The sequence below is a fragment of the Pontibacillus chungwhensis BH030062 genome (assembly GCF_000770675.1).
In the GTDB taxonomy this organism is placed as follows: Bacteria; Bacillota; Bacilli; order Bacillales; family BH030062; genus Pontibacillus; species Pontibacillus chungwhensis.
Genome location: NZ_AVBG01000006.1, coordinates 55,214 through 76,078 on the forward strand (window position 1 = coordinate 55,214; position 20,865 = coordinate 76,078).

Below are 20,865 nucleotides of genomic sequence, written 5' to 3' on the forward strand. Positions count from 1 at the left end.
GCCTCCTAGGTCGGAGGCAGCTCTTTCTTAATGTTTATTAATTTGGTTCGATAAGACCGTATTTGCCGTCGCGACGACGATACACTACGTTAGTATTGTTCGTGTCTGCGTTTGTGAAGACGAAGAAGCTATGGCCTAGCATATCCATTTGTAGAACGGCTTCTTCAGAGTCCATCGGTTTTAGATCAAATCTCTTGTTTTTAACAATTTCAATATCTTCATCATCATAAGGATCAGCTTGCTGTGAGCTCTTTTCCATTTCCGCGAAAACGTATTTTGGTGCGCCTTCGTTGCGGAATTTACGGTTAATTTTTGTTTTGTGCTTGCGGATTTGTCTTTCTAACTTCCCTACCACAAGGTCAATGGCAGCGTATAAGTCCACGTGCCGTTCTTCAGCACGGAGTAAGAGATTTTTCATTGGAATGGTAACCTCAATTTGCTGCTCATCATTATAGACACTTAAATTGACATGTACCTCTGATGTAGGCTCCTCATCAAAGTAACGGCCTAACTTACCAATCTTCTTTTCGACGTAATCATTAATCGCCGCCGTTACCTCAAGGTTTTCACCACGAATGTTGTACTTCATAGAAAGTGTCCTCCTTTCATCCTTATGTGTACTTATTCTACCACAACTACTAGAATACCTGCTATAATTTTTAGACTTTTTCGAATACTTTGTGTCAGTAATTGTTGGAAAATAGGATAAGGATGGTTTATTAGGGATACTTCCCCTTAATGTGAGCTAGTTAAACTGCCGATTCTTACTTTTCTTTTGAAAATCGACAACAGCTTTTGTAAGGGCTTCCCTTACTTTTATTATACATCAGAAGTATGCTGATTGAGACGTATTATGCTTGGCGAATTGGTGAACGTTTTGTGGAGATATTATGACACTCGATAATATGGGGAGTAACTTTTCCTTTTACTATTATTGAGTGTAAGGTGGACCGGGAAACCACTCGCTTTCCTGTGGGGAGCTGGTGAGCCTCCTCAGCCGGCAGAGCCGTCTTCCGGGGTCTCACCTAGGCTCTTCTGCCCACGGGAGTCTCGCAGTTACCCGGTCCACCTTGCCAAATTTAAACTAAAAGGAAACATCGCGATAGTAGAAGAGGTTAATCGGCCAGAAAACTCTCCTCTTATATTCGTATAAAACACTAAGTGGAACCGCCGTTATAATAGTTATTAACAAAAGAAACCCGCTACCTAAGCAGGTAACGGATCTTAGTGTTGAATATACGGTTTCAATAGCTGGTGCATACATAGTCTCCAGCTTTCAAAGTTCGGGGCGACTTTACCACTAATGAGAGACTTCTTGTCGAGGTTTGTTGGTTTCTCAAACCATTCTGACATTAATTCTACGATTTCTTGAAAGTCGACGATCTGGTATTTCAGCTGTTCTGTGTCGCCAATGAAGGCTGGGAGTTGTTGGTTCCCTTGGTGGAGCTGTTGCATGGCTTGGACGAGGTCGGTGAAGACTTGGTCCACTTCGGGTGGTGCTTCTTCGTCCAGGTTCTCTTCTATGTAGTCGAATCCTTCACTCATGGTGTGAAGGAGCTGGTCGTACTGTTGTAAGAGTTGTACTTTCTCTTCTGTTAGTTCTGGCATACTGTCACCTACTTCTTCTTATCAAGAAATGTACCATCATATGTGGAAACATTTTGATAAGGGTTTGTATATCTCTGATTTGATGTTTTTCTCTTTTTCATATGAGCAATTTCTGTTTTTAGTTGTTTCATATGGAAAGAAACGCGATTGTCCACAACACCGTTCATTCTGATAATTTCCTGCCCCTTTTCATGCTCTTCATCTGTATAGGGACCTTCTAAATCTTTTATAAGCCGCTCTCTTTTATCAAGTAATTCGGATAGCTTCTCAATAAAATCTTCACGCTCTATCGATTTAGGGGGCTGCTGGACATGTTTATAGAGCTCTGATGTTACCTCATGGAGTTGATCAAGTTGACTCATCAAGCATTCCCACCAGCACCGAACTGCTGCTGACGCGTTTGTTTTACAACCTCTTTCCATGTATCACGGAAATCTGTCATAATCTCAAATGCCTCTTCTAGAATACTAGCATCATTCTTCAGGTTCGCATCCATCAAACGACGGTTCACATAGTCATAGAGTGGCATAACTTCCTGTGTAATCGAATAGTCAGGGTTCATCGTTACCATAAGTTCCTGCACAATCTTTTGGGCTTTTTGGATATTTGTATTGCGAAGCTCTATATTTTCTTCTTCAATACCTTTTTTCGCTAGTTTCATAAACTTTAAGGATCCGTTATACAGCATTAGCGTTAGTTCACCTGGTGATGCTGTTTCTACAGAATTGTTTTGATATGCTTGATATGCTTGTGTAGACATCCCAGTATACACCTCCCTATTATTAGCCTAACTGACTCATTAATTGAGCAGATTGTGAGTTCATCTTTTGTATCGCCTTCTCCATCGCTGTGAATTGTGACCAATAGCGGTCTTCTATTTGATTTAGGCGGTTTTCAAAATCTCTCATCTCGTCCTTTATCGTATCAAGCTCTTTTCCAATTCTGAAATTGTTGCTGATACTTGTAGATTTACCAGCTTTTGCTTCAATCTGCTTTATTCCATTACTAAGAGACTCTTCAAGCTTTTGAGTAATCCCTTTAGTATTCCCTTCACCAGTAAATAGCTTGTATACAGATTCTGAATCATTTTTTAAAGCTGCTCTCAAATCGCTTTCTTTAATTAATAGTTTTCCACCATCACGGTAGTTTGAAGAAGTATCAATTCCGATATCAGTAATTCTTTTATACGCTCCACTAGTTTCAACGGTTTCATACCACTCGTTTCTCATCGAAAATAAGGTGCTCTCTATCGCTGAATCATTACTGAGCAACCCCTTTTTCGCTTGCGCTTCCCAAAGCTCTATCTCCTTTTCTTCCATCGCTTCCTTTTCTTTATCCGTTAAGGGCTTATAGTCGCGATTTTTCCTTTCGCTCACTTGCATATTTGCGCTTTCTACAATTTCGTTATATTTAGCCACAAACTTAGTAATTTTATCAACAGCGTGATCTATATTATTGTTTACACTAATAGAAGCGTTCTTGCCATTAGTGGTATCATTAAATTGGAAATTTACCCCATTTAGTTTATAAGAATTCTCGTGGGAATTGATAGTCAGAGCATTGTTATAAGTGAATTCTGCATCTTCTCCTCCTAATTCTGCTTTTATCCAGTTTCCATTACCATCATCTACTTTATTTTGGATACCGAATGTGTTCGTAATGATTTCAGCATTACCACTATCAAAACCAATTTCAGCCCCTAAGTATTCCCCTGATGTATTAAAGTTTCCTGTCTTGGTACGTTCTAGAACAACTTTATCTGCTTGTCTGTCATAAAAGGCTCGCACACCTACATCTGAATTGTTAATTTTATCAAAAATATCATTCATTGACATATCCTTAGTAATTGTAAAGTCTATCGGACTAGATGAACCATCTTCTTTATATGTAGTAAGTGTGAAGTTTAAATTCGTTAAATTGATACCGTTCTTAAATTTAGATTGTTGGCTTTCAAGGGAGGCGTTCAAATCTAGCGTTTCACCATCATTTGTAATAGAAGAACGACTAGTATTAATTGCAGACGAAGCCAATTTATTCACCTTAATAGTATAACTTCCACCGCTAGCTGAAGGATCTGCCGTTGCAATAACTGCATCTGCCATATTTGAAGATGTTGTTTTGGTATTATAAACGTCTGAAAACTTCATATCAGAAGCCATACTTTCCAACTGGTCAAAACTCCTATTCATGTCCCTATATGCATCCCTTTGCCAAGTAAGCCAGGTCTTTTCTTGTTCCATTTTATTAAGGGGGATTCGCTCAGCTTTCATTAAATCACCGACAATTTTATCGATATCCATTCCAGTCGCTAATCCACCAATACGCATATCACTCATCTAAATTCACCACCTTATATTTTACGATCAACTATAAATCCTAAAAACTCCGCCATAGATGCATATACATCTAATAATCTCTTAGGAGGAATTTCTTGAATAACTTCTTTTGTTTCTGGGTTAATAAGCGTTACATAATACTCCTCTAACTTATCGTGGAATACAAATTTAAGTTCTGTTTGCATTGGCATTATGAAGTCATTCATTTCTTGCACAACTTCTCTAGCCTGATCCTTTTTTAAGTATTCCTCTGTATTAATATAGGAGGATTTGAATTCATTAACTCTAACTATATCCTTTGTCAAAGTGTTCACATTGGTCTGCTCAGCTCGTTGAAAAAGTAGGGTTGCATTTGCAATGGCATCCACTTTCAATTCCAGCCAGCTCCTTCCAAACATCTTTTTTAGATATATCGGACTTTAAAAGAGAAATATAAAGTTTATGATGTTTAATTTTATAACCTGAGAATAGAAACATTAAGAACCTTGATAAAAAGCATTCTCCATCTCTAGTAAATCCTTTTTTCTATTTTTTAGCTTTCTGGCAGGTGAACCGAAATATATGCCCCACTCTTCTAGTTTTTTCGTTACTAAACTATGTGCACCTACTGCTGAACCTTCTCCTATTTCCACACCCGGGAATATAGTTGAATTAGTTCCGATTAGTACATGCTTATTTAAAATTACAATGCCCCTTTGAATATTCAGGTATTTATCTGGAACGGTTGGATTAGTTAAATAGGCCCCTGAGTAGTCATCACTGGTACTGTAAATCACACAACGTGAAGCTAAACCTGAAAAATCTTTTAATACTACACCCCCTCCTCCATATATCGCACTGTACGCTGCAACGTGAATATAGGAACCTATGCTAATACTCCCCCCACTGCCTGAAAGAAGACAGAAATCATCTATTCTTACGTTAGAACCAATAGATATATTTTCTGCATTATAAATACTTGCTTTTTTACTGATTTGTACATTCTCCCCAAATTCCTTGAGGCCCAATTCTTCTAGTTCTATTTTTGAATAAAAGCTCAAGTAAACCACTCCATTTACTTTAAATTCATTTCTCGATCATTGACACATTTTAGTAGAAAATTACTCAAACTTAAGTTCTTTAGTCCAATCCTGATTATTAAGATACCAATTTATTGTATGTTTTAGACCTTCTTGAAATGTAAAAGAAGGCTCCCACCCTAACTCACGATTAATTTTAGTATTATCAATTGCATACCTATAATCGTGCCCGGGTCTATCACTAACAAACTCTACTAGGTCTTCCTTTATTCTCAGTTCATCTAAAATTTTATAAACTAGATTAATATTTTTTTCTTCATTATTCCCACCAATATTATAGGTTTCTCCGATTCTCCCATTATGTAAAACTCTATCAATTGCTTGGCAATGGTCATCAACATGGAGCCAATCTCTAATTTGATTCCCATCCCCGTATATAGGGATTTTATTTTTAGTTTGAGCTTGTTGGATTATCATTGGAATTAGCTTTTCAGGTAGTTGATATGGGCCGTAGTTGTTAGAACATCTGGTGATATTTATAGGTAGACCATAGGTTTTATTATATGCGCTTACTAACAAATCAGCAGAAGCTTTAGATGCAGAATAAGGACTGCTTGGTTGAATAAGAGAGTTTTCAGAAAAGAATCCCTCGCGACCTAATGTGCCATATACCTCATCTGTAGATATTTGAATAAATTTAACATTAGGATTCCCAAAACCATTAACACCTTTACGGTTACCCCAAAACTTTAAAGAGGTATCTAATAAGGCTTGTGTCCCTAAAGTATTTGTATTTAAAAATTTTGAGGGGTCTTCAATGCTTCGATCTACATGTGACTCGGCAGCAAAGTTAATAACAACTTCTATAGAGTATTTTTCGAATATCTCATGCAATAATCCACGATCTGTGATATCTCCTTCAATGAAGTTGTAATTTACATTTTCCTTAATTTCCTTCAGGTTATCCAAATTACCAGCGTAAGTTAATTTATCCAGGTTAACTATTGTATAATTATATTTACTAATTAAATACCTTATAAAATTCGTCCCTATAAAACCTGCGCCACCTGTTATTAATATTTTCAAAGTCTCCCACCTTTTCGGACGATATCCAGTAAATATTGGCCATAGGCAGTACTGCATATTGGTTGAGCAATGTGGTATAGATCTCTCTCATTTATATATCCACGTCTGTAAGCGATCTCCTCTAAACATGCGATGAATAAACCTTGTCGTTTTTGAACGGTTTCCACAAAATTTGATGCCTCTAATAAAGATTCATGTGTTCCAGTATCCAGCCAAGTCAGCCCTCTTCCTAAAACCTCAATTTTTAAGTCCCTTGAGTTCATATATGCCTCAATTATTGATGTTATTTCCAGTTCCCCTCTTTTAGAAGGTTGAACTTGCTTAGCAATCTTCACTACCTTATTATCAAAGAAGTATAACCCAGGAACCGCTAAGGAAGATTTAGGTTCTTCTGGTTTTTCTTCTATTGAAGTAACATTGTTAGAATCATCCACTTCGACTACACCATAATTCTTTGGATCATTGACAAAGCATCCAAAAATTTTACAGCCTGTTGTAAGCTTCGCGCTATTATATACCTTGTTGCCAAAATCTGATCCGTAAAATAAGTTATCGCCTAATATTAATGCAACTGAAGATGAACCAATAAAGTCCTCTCCAATAATAAATGCTTGGGCTAATCCATTTGGCTCTTCTTGAACCTTATAATCAAATGACATACCTAAGTGGCTCCCATCTCCCAATAGGTCCTGAAATATTTGTATGTCTCTTGAGGTTGTTATAATTAGCACCTCTCTTATTCCTGCCAACATTAACACTGATAAAGAGTAATAGATCATCGGTTTATCATAAATCGGTAACAATTGTTTAGATATTGACTTAGTCAGAGGGTATAACCTTGTTCCTAAGCCACCTGCTAAGATAATCCCCTTCATATTTATTCACCTTGCTCTTCACTTCTAATTACTTCTACAATATATTTCGCATCATTTATGTTCATATTCGGATAAATAGGTAGCGTTAATATGTTGTTTGAAACATAGGTTGCATTGATTAAGTGATTAGAGTGATAGTTATAACAACTTAAGTTAGGAGTTAACGGATAAAAGTATCTTCTTACATTAATTCCGTTCTTCTCTAGTTTTCTTTTAAGTTGATCTCTGGTAAGTCCGAACTCAGAACTGTCTACTATTATTGGGAAATAAGCATAGTTTTGTTGATTTTGATGTGGCTGTATTATCCTTATGCCCTTTAGATCTTGTAAATGATCATTATAGTAATCAGCAATCTCTTTCCTGCATTTAATTTGCTTATCAAGATATTTTAGGTTCAGAATTCCCATCGCAGCATGAAATTCACTTAATTTTGCATTTCCCGCGACCATCTCTGCATCGCCATCATTAGATAACCCAAAATTTCTTAATTGCTCAAAACGTTTTTTTAATTTGTTATCTTTATATGTTAATACCCCTCCTTCAACAGAGTGGAACGCTTTGGTAGCATGTAAACTAAACATAGCTATATCACCGTATTTTGCAATACTCTGATTATTGGCACGGACACCAAATGCATGTGCTGCATCATAAATAACCTTTAAGTCATATTTTTTCGCCAAATTATATATCGCGTTCACATCACAAGGGTTTCCAAATACATGAACAGGGATAATAGCTGAAGTGTTTTCTGTAATTAATTCCTCTACCTTTGTTATATCTATATTTAAAGAGGTCAATTCAATATCACAGAAAACTGGTTTAAGACCATTTGATGTTATGGCGTGTGTAGTGGATGGGAAAGTAAATGGAGTAGTAATTACCTCACCAGATAAACTAAGTGCTTTAATCGCTATATCTAAAGCTGAATGTCCATTTGAAAAAAGGGATACATTTTTAACTTCTAGGAAATCCGCTAAACTTGCTTCTAACTCATTTTCCAATGGTCCATTATTAGTTAGCCAATTGTTTTCCCAAATTTTATTTAGTAACTCTTCATACTCTCTTTTAGGAGGGAGATATGGTTTAGTTACATTTATCTTTTTCTCAGGCATTTATAATCTCCTTTGTTAACAAGGACAAAAATTTTATTACGTTTTGACTTATATATTAAGTTAATTAGATTATTTCTATGTACTAGTATGTATAAAGAAAAGATGTTGCTATATAAACCCACTATACAGACACTTGTTAATTATAGTATTAATAACTATTATAAATTTTCTAGTATACTGTAATAGTTTTAATATTGTAAGTACCTAAAAAATATAATCTATATACTATTGAGGATTTTTTCATAAGCCTCCGGATAATCATCAGCTATCTCCATGAGTAACTTTAATGATTCTTTTTTGTTATTTTGGTTCCACAAAGTCGTAAACCTCCAAAACACGTACGAAAACACCCTATTACTTAACCAGATATCCAATTTAGTAACATCTATATTCTTGTATCTCATTGCCTTCGTTTTTAGGTTCTTAAATTCTTCTAAAGTTGTTTTATCATGATCTAATGGCATATTAAAAGAAAGGCTTTGAGAATGCACACGGTAAGTAGCAGCAACATCAGAAATGAAACCCACATCACCTTGTAGCATTAAATTTAGATGTATAAACGTGTCCTGACTTTTAGTTTTTTCGTTTCCAAATCCAGAGTCCCGTAATTTCTCAACATCAAAAACGGTAGTCAGTATCCCAGTAACGTGGGGGTATGAGGGGGATTCATACCCTAGGAAATAATCTTCACCTTTACTGACTTCTTTTATGTCAAAGTCAGTATCTCTCGTTTCTCCACTCTTCTCGTATAAGACTTTACAGTTAGCCCAAACAAAAGATAAGTTAGGATTAGAAGAGAAACGTTCGACAGCTAATGAAATGAAATCATCATTCAACAGATAGTCATCATGATTTAATATTAGCGCATATTTGGAGTCTACTTTATTATACAATAAATCTTTCGTATTCCCCCCTGCCCCTAAGTTAACTTCACTTTGGATGTACCTAATATTATGCATATCTTTATACTTGTTCATCATAATATCAGTTCCATCTGTTGAACAATCATCCGCCACCAATATTTCTATATTATTATAGTTTTGACTAAGACAGCTTAATATAGCCTGTTCTAAGTACTCTTTTTGATTATATGTTTGTATAACGATCGAAACTAACGGTTTTTTTGTAGTTGAATCAAACATAACATTTGTTTTCCTTCCTACTGTGTGATGGTAATCTTTAAGAATTCTTTAATAACCAGTTGCTTCGGGGATAAACCTTTAAACCTTCCCTAGCAACTTTACCTTTATCTTCATTTGCTCCAATTAATTCTAACAATTCTACTGATTTCTTATATAATAGAAATTCGGATCTACCATTCTCTAAGAAAGAGAATAATAAGCGCAGAGCATTATCTACCTGATCTCCCTCAATAAGTCGCTCACAAATCCTTATGATAGAAATCTCATCCAACTTATCTTCATCTCGAACTAGTAAGTAGTAATCTAATGCTAGTTGTTTAAAGTCATTACGAAATAAATAATGACCAATATGTAAAGTCAGAGCTGAATTCTCATCATCTCGTTTCTTTAATAATTGTTCAAACGTATCGAAGTATTTATATTTTATACACCTCTCTAGCAATTCAAGATAGTTGGGGAGAAATACATCTTCGACTACATCCCTTGATAGCATCTTATCTACAAAAATTCTTTGTTTTTCCATTAATTTACTAATAATTTCTTCACGAAGTGAGGGGATTTGAAACAGAATAATGGTGATGTCATAAATATCGACAATTTGTTTCCTTATAAATAATTGCAATTCTTCTATAGATGATTCTAAAATTGAGCCCTCTAATGTTACAATATTTTGTGATAACAGATTTTGTTTGATTTCAAGCCCTTTATTTATTTCTATTGTTAATTTTGTTTTTTTCGAAAAGTTATAAGCAATTAGAGGGGCTGGTACCATATATAACAATCTAATTGTTTCCAATAATTGATTTTTGTCTTCAACAATGTTTAGCTTTTCGACATACTCCTCAACCTCTTCCTCATCATGATAATTGAGAAGCATTCTAAGTAAATCAACTAGCACTGTTTTTTGGTGTTTATTATGCTGCAAGGACTCAGAAAAGTATCTAACAGCCCTTTGGTCTTTTCCTTCTATAACAGCTATGTTTCCCAGAATATTTAAAGGATATATATTCTTATAATTTAAACTTACTAATACTTTATTGTATTTACACTCTTTTTCTATAAGGGGATTCAAAATGCTCTTTGAATCTTCTATTCTATTTTGCCGGAAATATATAAGCCCTTTTAAATATTGGAAGTCTATAGCATCTTCCCAAATACTCTCAGCATCAATAATAACATCTAGAGCTTCTGGGAACCTTTTTAAAGATACAAGGGTATGGATGAGTTGTACTACGTTAAAAGGTACCCATGCATAAGAAAAATCTTTTTTCATAATAAAGGCTTTTCTATAGCAATCTAACGCCTCTTCATGTTCACCGATCATATTGTATTCGTTACCCAAATTAAAGTAATCAAAAGCGTTTACACCTGGCTTATTTAACTCCCTCTGTATTAGCTCTTTATTTCTGGCTCCCTTTTTTTTCTTTTTTACAACATCGCTCATATATCCTGAATGATAAATAACCAATGATGATTCTTTACCATTAATCACTTTTCCATTTAGAGTTAACTGCTCATGGATAGGTCTATAAAATTTTATTGAATCGATGTTTCTATAAATTCTGCTATGCTGGTGTTGAATAAGTTCTTCTCCATTATTTCCAGCGAAATTCACAATATTAACCTTATATATGTATGTGTCTACTGAGGCTTTCTTTAAATCTTCTTTCATATCTAACAGATTCTGACTATCCACATATTCATCTGCATCCAATACAAGAATCCACTGACCTTTAGCTTTTGACGAAGCATAATTTCTAGCTTCGGAAAAGTTGTTGTTCCAATTAAAATCAAAAACCTTTTCTGTATATAAATTAGCAATACTTTTTGTATTATCAGAAGAACCTGTGTCGACTATTACGATTTCATCCACAATTCCCTGGACAGTTTGGAGACACCTATTCAATGTAGATTCTTCATCTTTAACGATCATACAAAGTGATAATAATGATTCCGACATGTCAATGCACCTCATGTTTGTTGAATTAAAATAGTATCGCATTAAAGTCAATCCTAATGCGATACTATTTTTTAAATATACAATTTTATAAGACTTAACGTAATAGTTGCAGAACTCCTTGTGGCTGTTGATTTGCTTTAGCCAACATTGCTTGTGATGCTTGAGACAAGATAGAAGATTTGGTTTGGTTCATCATTTCTTTTGCCATATCAACGTCACGAATCCTTGACTCTGAGGCTGTTAAGTTCTCTGAAGACGTATCAAGATTATTAATCGTATGCTCTAGGCGGTTTTGGAATGCTCCTAGAGATGAACGTTCTGAGGAAACTGCTTCAATTGCCGTATCAATTTTATCAAGAGCAGCACTTGCATTTGCAGCCGTATCAACTGATATACTACCCGCATCTACTGTTAGTGCGGAAGCGCTCATAGTAGCAATACTAATATTTATAGTCTGCCCATCATTTGCCCCTATTTGTAGAGTTGCATCCAAAGTCCCATCTAGTAGGCTCTTCTTATTAAACTCTGTTTGATCAGAGATTCGTGTGATTTCATCCGCTAATTGATCTAACTCTGACTCAATGGCAGCACGATCCTTAGTTCCATTTGTATCGTTACCACCTTGTACTGCTAGTTCTCTCATACGCTGAAGAATAGAGTGTGTTTCATTTAATGCACCTTCAGCTGTTTGAATCATCGAAATTCCATCTTGAGAGTTACGCGACGCTTGATCTAATCCGCGAATTTGGCCTCTCATTTTTTCAGAAATACTTAAACCAGCAGCATCGTCTCCCGCACGATTAATACGTAGACCAGAAGATAATTTTTCCATTGAATTAGAAGAAGCATTGTTAGCATTTGAAAGCTGACGATAAGTATTCAACGCCGCAATATTGTGATTAATTCTCATTTTTAATTTCCTCCTTGAATGTAAAGTTTCACGTCCCTGTGAAACTAACTAAGTATTTTGGCTAAAGTCTAAAGTCGGCCGCCTTAATTCCTTAACCTTCTATATCTTTTATCGGCAGGAGTGGACAAAGGTTTACTCTTTTTTGAAATTTTTCAGTAGATTTATAAGTTCATCTGACGCGGTACTTGCTTCCTGATTCTCTTCTTGAATCTTTATGTAGATCTCCTTACGATACACATCTACAGAGCGAGGAGCTTCTATACCAATTTTCACTTGATCACCTTCTACGGCAACTACCTTAATTTCAATATCGTCCCCGATTTGTATCGATTCCTCTTTCTTCCTATTAAGTATGAGCATCCGTGTCACCGCCTTCAGCTATAAGATGCCTTGTCATATAAGGAGTATTTGTTAAAATGAGCTGCTTCCCTTTTTGGTTACGGGTGTTCACAATAATAGGAGCCTGTAGGTTTGCTGTAGTATCACTAAATGGTTCTCGCAGTGTAAGAACAGAAAATACAGCCACCTCAGAGGGACTTTCAATACGAAGTGCTTCTAGTGTTTTGTCGTCTAAGAAAAACTCATAAGCTTTAAAGAAAACATAAGGATTCACAACCACTAATGAAATCTCTTCCGATTTAATAGATTGTAGAGATTGATAGATCCCCGCTTCATCAATAGGAAGCACAACAAACTCTTGTTCCTGCTCAAACCCAGGTAACCCATTAGGAAAAAGAATAACGTCGTCACGATTAACTTCTACTTCTCCAAAATACTTCGTTTGTATATTCATAACTCACCACTTCTTATATATTCGTTTCAAATCGATATGCCTTAAATCTAAGATTTTCAAAATCAATTTTCACATCTGAATATTGTTCTATTTGAGCTGCCACTTGACCAAGCTCATATTGAAATTCAGGGTCACGCTTTGTTGCTTTTAGTATCGGTTCATTCCGCTGAACATCTATCATTGCTCCGCCAGCCTTAAACGAGATGGCAACCAGGTCGTAAGCTGGACTACCACCGGGCTGGATATTAAACTCCCACAATTGATCTGCCATTCGTTTGGCTTGAGAAGCTATTGGATTGCCTCCGCTCTCAATTCTCATCAACTCATCGCCTTCTTGCGCAATCGATGCAATATTTTCTAACCCCTTTTGTTTAGCATGGTTTGCATATTCTTCTGAACGGACAAAGACACTTTTCAGTCCAATATTTTTCCATGCTTTTGTTTGATCAATAGATAACTTAGGAGGCTGTTGCTTAATCGAAACTTCCGCCTTTGGCTGCTCGATGTGTTGTTCTGCTTTAGGTTGCTTGTAGGTATGCTTAGCATTTTGGATCGTTAACCCAAGCTTAGCAGGAGTGGATTGAATTCGTATTTGAGGAGTTTGCATATAGGTCACCTCTAATTAGAATAAAAAAGCTATCTGATGATCAGATAGCTTATCTTAGAAAATCCATTAATGTAGGCTGGATAATACGAGCCCCTACACTTAATGCTGCGCGGTGGATGCTTTCCTGTGTCTTTAATTTCGTAATAACCTTTTCAAGTTCAGCATCTTCGTTATCTGATAGAATTCTGGTCGCCATTATTTCCTGGCTAGAAAGGCGATCTTCAACAAGCTCGACTCGATTCATACGAGCGCCAAGATCAGCTCGAGTATTAACAACATTATTTATGTTATCATCCATAGCTGTAATTGAATCACCAAGGTCTTTTCCAGGGTTTAGGTTGGAAACAAATTGATCAATATCAGAGAAAAGATCTTTACCGAAAACTTCGTTACCGTCTACATTAACATTTAGCTTAGTAGCTTTTGAGACCTCAATATTCACCGATTCACTATTGAAGTTTTTGACCAAGCTACCATCAGTCTCATTAACTGATACCGGAGCTTCCGTAGTGTTCTTCCCGTTAAAAATGTATTTATTATTCACCTTTGTATTAGCCAAGTCTTTTATGTGATCCTTCAACTGTTTTACTTCTTCAGCTATGTTCTCTCGTTGCCCTTTTTCGTAGGTACCATTACTCGCTTGTACTGCTAACTCACGTAAACGTTGCAAAGCTTTCGTCGTTTTATCAAGGGCTGCATCCGAGTTGTCCATCCAATTATGAACTTCCCCAATATTACGCTGGAACTGCTCAATCTCCGTCAGCTGAGTACGGTAGTTCATCCCTTTCATAGCTACTACCGGATCATCGGAAGGGCGACTAATTTTCTTACCTGTAGAAAGCTGCTTCTGGTACTTCCCCATCTGTTCATAGCTTTTACTCATATTGCTCAGCATATTGTTCGTTAACATACTTTGCGTCACACGAATTGCCATCGTTCACTCACCTACCTTCCGACTCGGCCCATGCCGTTAATGACTTTATCTAGCATTTCATCAATGGTTGTTAAGTTACGTGCAGCTGCGTTATAAGCGTGCTGATACTTAATCATGTTAGACATCTCTTCATCTAGCGAAACGCCACTTACTGACTCACGGCGTTCTTCAACAGATTGTTTCAACGTTTCAGAATTTCCTTCTAAACGGCGAGCTTCTTGAGATTGTACCGCCATCTCTCCTATTACACCTTCGTAGTAGCTCGTAAAGTCAGAGGCACTACCTGTATTGTCGTAATCAAGATTTGTTGAGCCAACACCAGCAAGATTCAGAGCATTATCTCCATCACCTTTAGCGCCAGATGTTGAGGCCGCAATTTTGCTGACACTTTCCATGATCTCTTTAGAGACTCCCATGTTACTTGCATAGCCTTTTCGTGCCATGCCCTCTGTAAAGAAAGGAATATCCGAAGCAGCGGAGTTATCGATTTCGTGTAGACTTTGTCCACTTTTATGTACGTTGTTAAATTCTTCAGCAAATGTATATGCCATGTTATCTAGTTCGGTGATCATACCTGGATACAAACCAGTTTCATCCCCACTTGCATCCTCATACCCGTGAGCCTCTACTAAACTCTGAAACTTACCAATTGAAGTAAATTCATTCGCAGCTTTACTTTCGGTACCAAGAGAAATTGAGTTGATTGATCCATTCACGCCCTTATCACTAACCGCTAATGTATTCGCAGTACCAGCTTTTGCGTCTACTAGAGCTTGATCTTTAAATAGATTTTGTCCATTACTGCCAACAATCTCAATATTATATTTACCTTCTGCGATATCAAGTGAAGACTCACCACTACTGATATTCGTCACTTTCACATCAACTAACTTTGTTAGGTCATCCACTAAACGGTCCCGTTCGTCATAAAGGTCATTTGGAAGATATCCATGTGGTTCAATCTCACCAATTTGATTGTTAATATTATTAATCTGCGTTGCAATGGAGTTAATTTCTTTTGTTGTTACATCAATTTGATTTTTGAAATCCTTTTGTATCCCATTTAAAGAGCTAGACAAATAATTAAACGTCTCAGCTACAGCTACCCCGCGCTGACGGACTACAGAACGTGCACCCGAATCTTCCGGGTTCACCGCAAGGTCCTGAAGCGACTGCCAAAACTGATCCATCGTCTTCGAAAGCCCATTCTCAGAAGGCTCGTTCATAATCTCTTCCATCTTCTGAAGCGCTTCTGCCTTCGTCGACCAGTACCCTGCTTTCGTATTCTCACCGCGGAATTGGGCGTCTAGAAAACTTTCCCGAACCCGCTCAATCGTACCCGCTTCAACCCCGGATCCAACCTGTCCTGGAATTTCAGGACGGTTGCGTGATGCTGGTGGATACGGAGCTGTTTGTTCAAAATTAACACGCTGCCTGGAGTAGCCTGGCGTGTTCGCGTTTGATATGTTGTGCCCTGTTGTATATAAAGCCGACTGCTGCGCGTACATGGCGCGCTTGGCGACCTCTATTCCATTGAAAGTCGAACCCATTGCCTTTCTCCTCTCCCCTTACGCTTTCGAATCAAACATCGAACGGTTTGATTCGCTTTTCGCTTGTTGTCCCTTTGGATTACCGTAATTCATATCCTTTGCTTGAGGCTGGATCATATTAAGCGTGAGATCTACGAACTGTAGCGACTGCTTTGTTAGTTCTGTATTGAGTTGTTCTTGTTCTTTTAACTGAGCAAGAACTGTTACGAATGACTCAAAAAGACCAGCTAACTCAAATTTTTCACTATCCTCAGGTAGCACAGACAGCATATTTGAAATAGTTTTCTCACTTGTTTGAGGAGAGTAAATCCGAAACCACTCCTCCACTAACTGGCCACGCTTATTCTCAATACCATTAATACCTTGTATATGCTTTCGCTCTTCAACAAGCAAGGCTTGAAGCGTGTCGATGTCGTCTGGTTTTAGCGCTTCTGTTTTCTTTCTAGAGAGATTTAGTAAACTCTCATGTAAAGCATAGTGCTTTTTCATCACTTCCAAAATAGGTTGTACGGACACGTATCATGCCCCTCCTTTAGCGATTCTTCCAAAAGTTGATCATCTTCTCTGCAGTTTGCTTCGCGTCAACCTGGTATTCACCCGAATTCACTTTTTGCTTCAATGCTTCTATATGCTGTTTGCGAGCCTCTTGGGCTTTCTGGTGTTCCTGCATTTGCTTCGCTTTATCGGAAATCTCTATTTTATCTTGTTTTGCGGATGTTTCCGCCGATTTCTGTTGATTTTGAATGTTCTTTTTGTAAGGGTTAAAGTTTGAATGATTTGGTCCATTAATTTTCATTCCGCTCACCTCTCTATTATTTCGGTCCGTGTAAAGAGTCTACCCTTTATATCGGCATAGAAACGGATTTGTTGAGTGAGTCTTATTTCTCAAAATTGTAATATGTCGTTGCTTTATTATCTTCTCTCTTAAGACTTTCAACCTTTTCTTCCTGCTCGAGGTCACTTCGAATATCCTTTGAGCACTCACCACATATTTTACCATCTGAGATCAACGTTTGACACCGCTCACACGGATAAGCCAAATTCGGAAACATCGATGTCCGTAACCGGTGCTCTTTCACAAACTTCATAATAAGGTCCCGGTCCACCCCAGTGGCGTTTGATACTTGATCAAGTGTGGCCGAGCGGTTCTTTTGCTTCCGTACATACTTATACACCAGATCAAACTGATTCTCTTCTTCTTTATAACAATCCTGGCAGATATCCTTCACATTTTTCACAAATAGCGCATTACAGCGCGTACAATTTGATAACTCTCCCATAACCGTAGTCCTCCCTTTTTCTCTCTGTCTAGTTTTTATATCGACAGTTTTTTGAGATTCGAAAGGGATTTTTAGTTATCCACGGATTAACGTGTAAGACATGACGCTCGGCGCCCCCGCTTCTTTTAAGAGCTTTGCCGCATGCTGAAGCGTTCGTCCTGTTGTGTAGATATCATCTATAAGCACTACTGGATGAGTAATAGAAGTTCTGATGGTGAAAGGATTATTTGTCGTCATTCGGTCATAACGAGATTTCTTCGATTGCTTTTCAGAATAAACGCGACGCAAAGGATTTGCTGTTTCCAGAGGTAACATTCTAGCTAGAGCTTCCGACTGGTTAAAACCTCTTTCCGCAAAGCGTTCTTCTGAGAGAGGAATCGGAACAAGTACCGCTTCCTTAGATATTTTCAGAGCCTTAAACCGCTTCAAGAAATCCTCTTTGAATACATCAACGAGAATATAATCTCCGCGATATTTCCATTTTGCGATCACATCTTTTAAAAAGTCATTATAACGATAAAGAGAAAGATTCCTCTCAAGAGGCGCCTCACCCCAGCGCTCACAGTCATGACAGAGCTCTCCTTCGTCCGTCTCACGCGAACACTTGGGGCAAGCAGGCCCCTTAAGAAGGTGCATCTCTTCCTTACAGCCCTCGCATAGCACCTCATTCCTCGGAAGTTGAAAAAGATTATTCCAGTTTAAGTCCTTAATAATTTCCTGATCACACCACAAACAATGCATCTATTCCCCTCCCTTCTCAGCCAGCTTATTCATCTTCCGTATCGAATCACGAGCATTCACCATCGCATCAGACGCCCCGTCATGAAAGAAAACCACATCTCCATCAGGATCTTCCGGACTCCGCCCAGCTCGCCCCGCAATTTGAACAAGTGCGGCTTCATCAAAAACGTCATGACTAGCATCAAGCACAGCCACATCAATAGACGGAAACGTAACACCCCGCTCAAGGATCGTCGTTGTAATAAGAAGATCAACTTCCTCTTGTCGAAAGCGCCTAATTTTATTTTCACGATCAGGATCTTCACTATGAGCCGATATACTACCAGGTATTTCTCCCTTCAGTTTCTCTGCTTTTTCAATCGTTGGAGCAAAAAGAAGCACACGGCGATCCGCTTTTTTCTTCTCAATGAGCCATGTCTTTAAAGCTTTAGGAACATTACGCTTTTTAAGATCAAAGCTCGCGTGAAAAACTGGAACTGGCAAAGGGTGCCCATGAAATCGTTGAGGAACAAAAACGGTAGGAAGAAGGTTAAGATGTGAGCGAATTCTGAGGTCTAAACGAGGTGTAGCAGTGAGGTAAATAAGGGTAGCTTCAGGTTTCAGAGCTCTTGCCGTTGAGTAAGGCAGCATAGGATCAGCGTGGTACGGAAAAGCATCCACTTCATCAATAATCATCACATCAAAAGCCCGAGCATAATAGAGCAACTGGTGAGTCGTAGCCAAGAGGAATTGAGCCCCCTCATCCACCTCCTCACTCCCACCATACCGAGCAACAATCGAAACATTAGGAAAAGCACTCTCAAACCGAGGCCTCAACTCCCTCACCACATCAGCCCTCGGCGTAGCAAGACACACCCGCTTCCCCTCCGCAAAAGCCCTCTCAAGCCCAGCAAACAACATCTCCGTCTTCCCCGCCCCACAAACAGCCCAAACAAGAAGATGAGACTGCCCATCAACAGCCTCCACAATCCGCTCAGAAGCAACACTTTGATACCACGAAAGCTCCCCCTCCCAAGCACAAGCCCTCTCCACACGAGGAAAACCAACCAGCTGCCCCGACCAAATATACAAATAAGAACAACAAGACACCCGCCCCATCTGCACACACTTCCGACAATACACACAAGCCCCACCACACCCACAAGGCCACGACGCAAAAAAACGCTGAACCCTATTTCCACAACGGTTACACGCATAATCGAAATGTTTCTTTGTAATAGCAGGGATTTTGATTAAATACTTATTTTCGAGAAGAGTATGTCGATCGTCAGGAAGCTGATGCTCAAGCAGAAGTTTACCAGAGAGGGATAAAGCATAAGGGGAGTTTTCATCATGAGGATTATTAAAGTTCGGTGGAAAAACAGCAGAGAATCGCCTCTCAAACCGCCCATCCCACCAATTGATCAAACGTTTGATCAAGAGAATTCCTCCTTTTAAATAAAGAGTTTTGTAGTTATAAAGTGGATTGCAATTGAAAAATGAAACGTTCTTACAGATGTTTGGATGAATGTAGTCACATGGAAGGAAGAATGGTGACTTTGATTGGAGGAGTTTCATCAAGTATTTAGTCTCGCTAAGGTTTGGAAGATAAAAGCGGATAATTCAGAGGAGCCGTTAACCAAAATAAAGCCAGGGGTGGCTGCGGGACTGCAAGACTCCCGCGGGAAAGGAGCCTAGGCAAGACCCCACAGAGAGCGAAAGCGAACGAGGAGGCTATAAAAGAAAGAGGAAGTTCGACTAATAACGTCACGTCCTGTGACAACGTCGAACGACCCCACCTCGTGTGGGGCCGCCCGCGGAAAGCGAGTCGTTCCCCAGCCACCCCAAGCACTCAACAAAAGCAACGGCTCACTCTATTTCTCAAACCACCCAATACCAAGCGCACCCTCACCCAGATGCGTCCCAATAACAGGCCCAAAATAACTAAGCCCAAACTCAACATGCGGATACTTCTCCTGAAGCTCATCCAAAATCTCCTGAGCATCCTCTTCACGATTCGCATGAATAATCGTTGCCTTCATCGGCTCACCCTTATCAGCAACCTCTTCAAACAAGCCCTTCACACGCTTCACTGCCTTCTTACGCGTACGAATCTTTTCAAACGGAACAATGACTTTATCCACGAAATGAAGTACTGGCTTCACTTGAAGTAAACTACCCACAATCGCTTGAGCACCATTCAGACGCCCTCCGCGATGCAGGTGAGATAGATCATCTACCATAAAGTAAGCGCGTATGGAAGATTTCATCTCATTCATTCGCGTCATGATTTGTTCAGGCGTTGCACCATTATCAGCCATTTCAGCCGCTTCTAACACGTAAAAGCCCTGAACCATACAGCTAATTTCAGAATCAAAAACGTGAAGGTCAATGGAATCAACCATATCATCAGCACTTGCGATCGCCTGATACGTTCCACTGATGCCACTTGAAAGTGTGATCGCCACAACGGCATCATACTCAGCAGATAACTCTTCCAATTTATTCGTCACAACACCAATAGAAGGCTGAGACGTTTTCGGTAACTCCTGAGCACCACGTACCATGTCGTAGAAATCACCAGTAGATAGATCAACTTCCTCTCGGTACGTTTCACCACCAATTGTCACGCTCAGGGGAACCATATGGATGTTCCAGCGGTCACGAAGTTCCTGAGGGATGTAAGCCGTACTATCGGTTAAGATCGCTGTTTTCATCTTATCGTACTCCCTTTTCATTTAAATAATTTCAATTATGTATAACCTATGGAAGTTGTCTAATCGTTATGAAAAAACGGTATAACTACCCTCATTCTACCGCAACTCAACACCCATTGCACCCTCTAAATTAAAGTCTCTCATCCCCTTTACCACAGCACAGAACCACAGCGTGCCAGACACCCTGCACCTTGATAAAGCACTAAATGGTGTCAG

General features: G+C 38.6%; 24 protein-coding genes. All 24 read right to left on the minus strand.

Translation table 11 applies throughout. The features are described 5' to 3' along the window. Positions 1-37 precede the first annotated feature (37 nt). Entirely contained in the window at positions 38-589 is a 552-nt protein-coding gene (gene hpf, locus N780_RS09415) for a ribosome hibernation-promoting factor, HPF/YfiA family (RefSeq protein ID WP_036782956.1), read from the minus strand. Positions 590-1,224: 635 nt separating this feature from the next. Beyond that, on the minus strand, positions 1,225-1,608 hold the full coding sequence (locus tag N780_RS09420; protein ID WP_036782959.1) for a DUF8042 domain-containing protein: 384 nt from the start codon (positions 1,606-1,608) through the stop codon (positions 1,225-1,227). 8 nt (positions 1,609-1,616) lie between these two features. Continuing rightward, a complete protein-coding gene (gene fliT, locus N780_RS09425) occupies positions 1,617-1,970 on the minus strand; it encodes a flagellar protein FliT (protein WP_036782963.1) in 354 nt (117 codons plus the stop codon). Then, on the minus strand, positions 1,970-2,368 hold the full coding sequence (fliS, locus tag N780_RS09430; protein WP_036782967.1) for a flagellar export chaperone FliS: 399 nt from the start codon (positions 2,366-2,368) through the stop codon (positions 1,970-1,972). The genes fliT and fliS overlap by 1 nt, the downstream gene beginning before the upstream one ends. Positions 2,369-2,390: 22 nt before the next feature. Further along, a complete protein-coding gene (locus tag N780_RS09435; RefSeq protein WP_052114979.1) occupies positions 2,391-3,944 on the minus strand; it encodes a flagellar hook-associated protein 2 in 1,554 nt (517 codons plus the stop codon). Between the two features lie 14 nt (positions 3,945-3,958). After that, positions 3,959-4,312 (minus strand): flagellar protein FlaG, encoded by a 354-nt coding sequence (gene flaG, locus N780_RS09440; RefSeq protein ID WP_232299519.1) that lies wholly within the window; start codon positions 4,310-4,312, stop codon positions 3,959-3,961. Between the two features lie 108 nt (positions 4,313-4,420). After that, complete coding sequence (locus N780_RS09445) at positions 4,421-4,984, minus strand: acyltransferase (protein WP_036782975.1); 564 nt, start codon at positions 4,982-4,984, stop codon at positions 4,421-4,423. Between the two features lie 60 nt (positions 4,985-5,044). After that, positions 5,045-6,049: a dTDP-glucose 4,6-dehydratase gene (gene rfbB, locus N780_RS09450; RefSeq protein WP_036782978.1), complete on the minus strand. Its 1,005-nt coding sequence runs from the start codon at positions 6,047-6,049 to the stop codon at positions 5,045-5,047. Then, positions 6,046-6,924, minus strand: a complete 879-nt coding sequence (gene rfbA, locus N780_RS09455; protein ID WP_036782981.1) for a glucose-1-phosphate thymidylyltransferase RfbA — start codon at positions 6,922-6,924, stop codon at positions 6,046-6,048. Before rfbA ends, rfbB begins: the two co-directional genes overlap by 4 nt. Before the next feature lie 2 nt (positions 6,925-6,926). After that, a complete protein-coding gene (locus tag N780_RS09460) occupies positions 6,927-8,036 on the minus strand; it encodes a DegT/DnrJ/EryC1/StrS family aminotransferase (RefSeq protein WP_036782983.1) in 1,110 nt (369 codons plus the stop codon). A 218-nt stretch (positions 8,037-8,254) separates the two neighbouring features. Next, positions 8,255-9,178: a glycosyltransferase family 2 protein gene (locus tag N780_RS19220; protein WP_052114981.1), complete on the minus strand. Its 924-nt coding sequence runs from the start codon at positions 9,176-9,178 to the stop codon at positions 8,255-8,257. Between the two features lie 37 nt (positions 9,179-9,215). Next, on the minus strand, positions 9,216-11,138 hold the full coding sequence (locus tag N780_RS09470) for a glycosyltransferase (protein ID WP_036782986.1): 1,923 nt from the start codon (positions 11,136-11,138) through the stop codon (positions 9,216-9,218). A gap of 94 nt (positions 11,139-11,232) precedes the next feature. Continuing rightward, entirely contained in the window at positions 11,233-12,048 is an 816-nt protein-coding gene (gene hag, locus N780_RS09475; protein WP_036782988.1) for a flagellin Hag, read from the minus strand. Between the two features lie 132 nt (positions 12,049-12,180). Beyond that, a complete protein-coding gene (gene csrA / locus N780_RS09480) occupies positions 12,181-12,408 on the minus strand; it encodes a carbon storage regulator CsrA (RefSeq protein ID WP_036782991.1) in 228 nt (75 codons plus the stop codon). Then, complete coding sequence (gene fliW, locus N780_RS09485; protein WP_036782993.1) at positions 12,395-12,841, minus strand: flagellar assembly protein FliW; 447 nt, start codon at positions 12,839-12,841, stop codon at positions 12,395-12,397. The genes csrA and fliW overlap by 14 nt, the downstream gene beginning before the upstream one ends. Positions 12,842-12,854: 13 nt before the next feature. Then, positions 12,855-13,448 (minus strand): DUF6470 family protein, encoded by a 594-nt coding sequence (locus tag N780_RS09490; RefSeq protein WP_036782997.1) that lies wholly within the window; start codon positions 13,446-13,448, stop codon positions 12,855-12,857. A gap of 49 nt (positions 13,449-13,497) precedes the next feature. Further along, the gene (gene flgL / locus N780_RS09495) at positions 13,498-14,376 is read right to left on the minus strand and encodes a flagellar hook-associated protein FlgL (protein WP_036783300.1); all 879 of its coding nucleotides are present in this window, start codon (positions 14,374-14,376) and stop codon (positions 13,498-13,500) included. A gap of 17 nt (positions 14,377-14,393) precedes the next feature. Next, a complete protein-coding gene (gene flgK, locus N780_RS09500) occupies positions 14,394-15,932 on the minus strand; it encodes a flagellar hook-associated protein FlgK (RefSeq protein WP_036783000.1) in 1,539 nt (512 codons plus the stop codon). 18 nt (positions 15,933-15,950) lie between these two features. Further along, the gene (locus N780_RS09505; protein WP_036783002.1) at positions 15,951-16,448 is read right to left on the minus strand and encodes a flagellar protein FlgN; all 498 of its coding nucleotides are present in this window, start codon (positions 16,446-16,448) and stop codon (positions 15,951-15,953) included. Positions 16,449-16,464: 16 nt separating this feature from the next. After that, a complete protein-coding gene (gene flgM / locus N780_RS09510; protein ID WP_036783005.1) occupies positions 16,465-16,728 on the minus strand; it encodes a flagellar biosynthesis anti-sigma factor FlgM in 264 nt (87 codons plus the stop codon). An 82-nt stretch (positions 16,729-16,810) separates the two neighbouring features. Beyond that, positions 16,811-17,212, minus strand: a complete 402-nt coding sequence (locus tag N780_RS09515) for a TIGR03826 family flagellar region protein (protein ID WP_036783008.1) — start codon at positions 17,210-17,212, stop codon at positions 16,811-16,813. Between the two features lie 75 nt (positions 17,213-17,287). Continuing rightward, positions 17,288-17,953, minus strand: a complete 666-nt coding sequence (locus tag N780_RS09520) for a ComFC family protein (RefSeq protein ID WP_036783012.1) — start codon at positions 17,951-17,953, stop codon at positions 17,288-17,290. After that, entirely contained in the window at positions 17,954-19,372 is a 1,419-nt protein-coding gene (locus tag N780_RS09525) for an ATP-dependent helicase ComFA (protein ID WP_232299512.1), read from the minus strand. It abuts the gene before it with no gap. 434 nt (positions 19,373-19,806) lie between these two features. Further along, positions 19,807-20,649: a DegV family protein gene (locus tag N780_RS09530; protein ID WP_036783014.1), complete on the minus strand. Its 843-nt coding sequence runs from the start codon at positions 20,647-20,649 to the stop codon at positions 19,807-19,809. Positions 20,650-20,865: the final 216 nt, after the last annotated feature.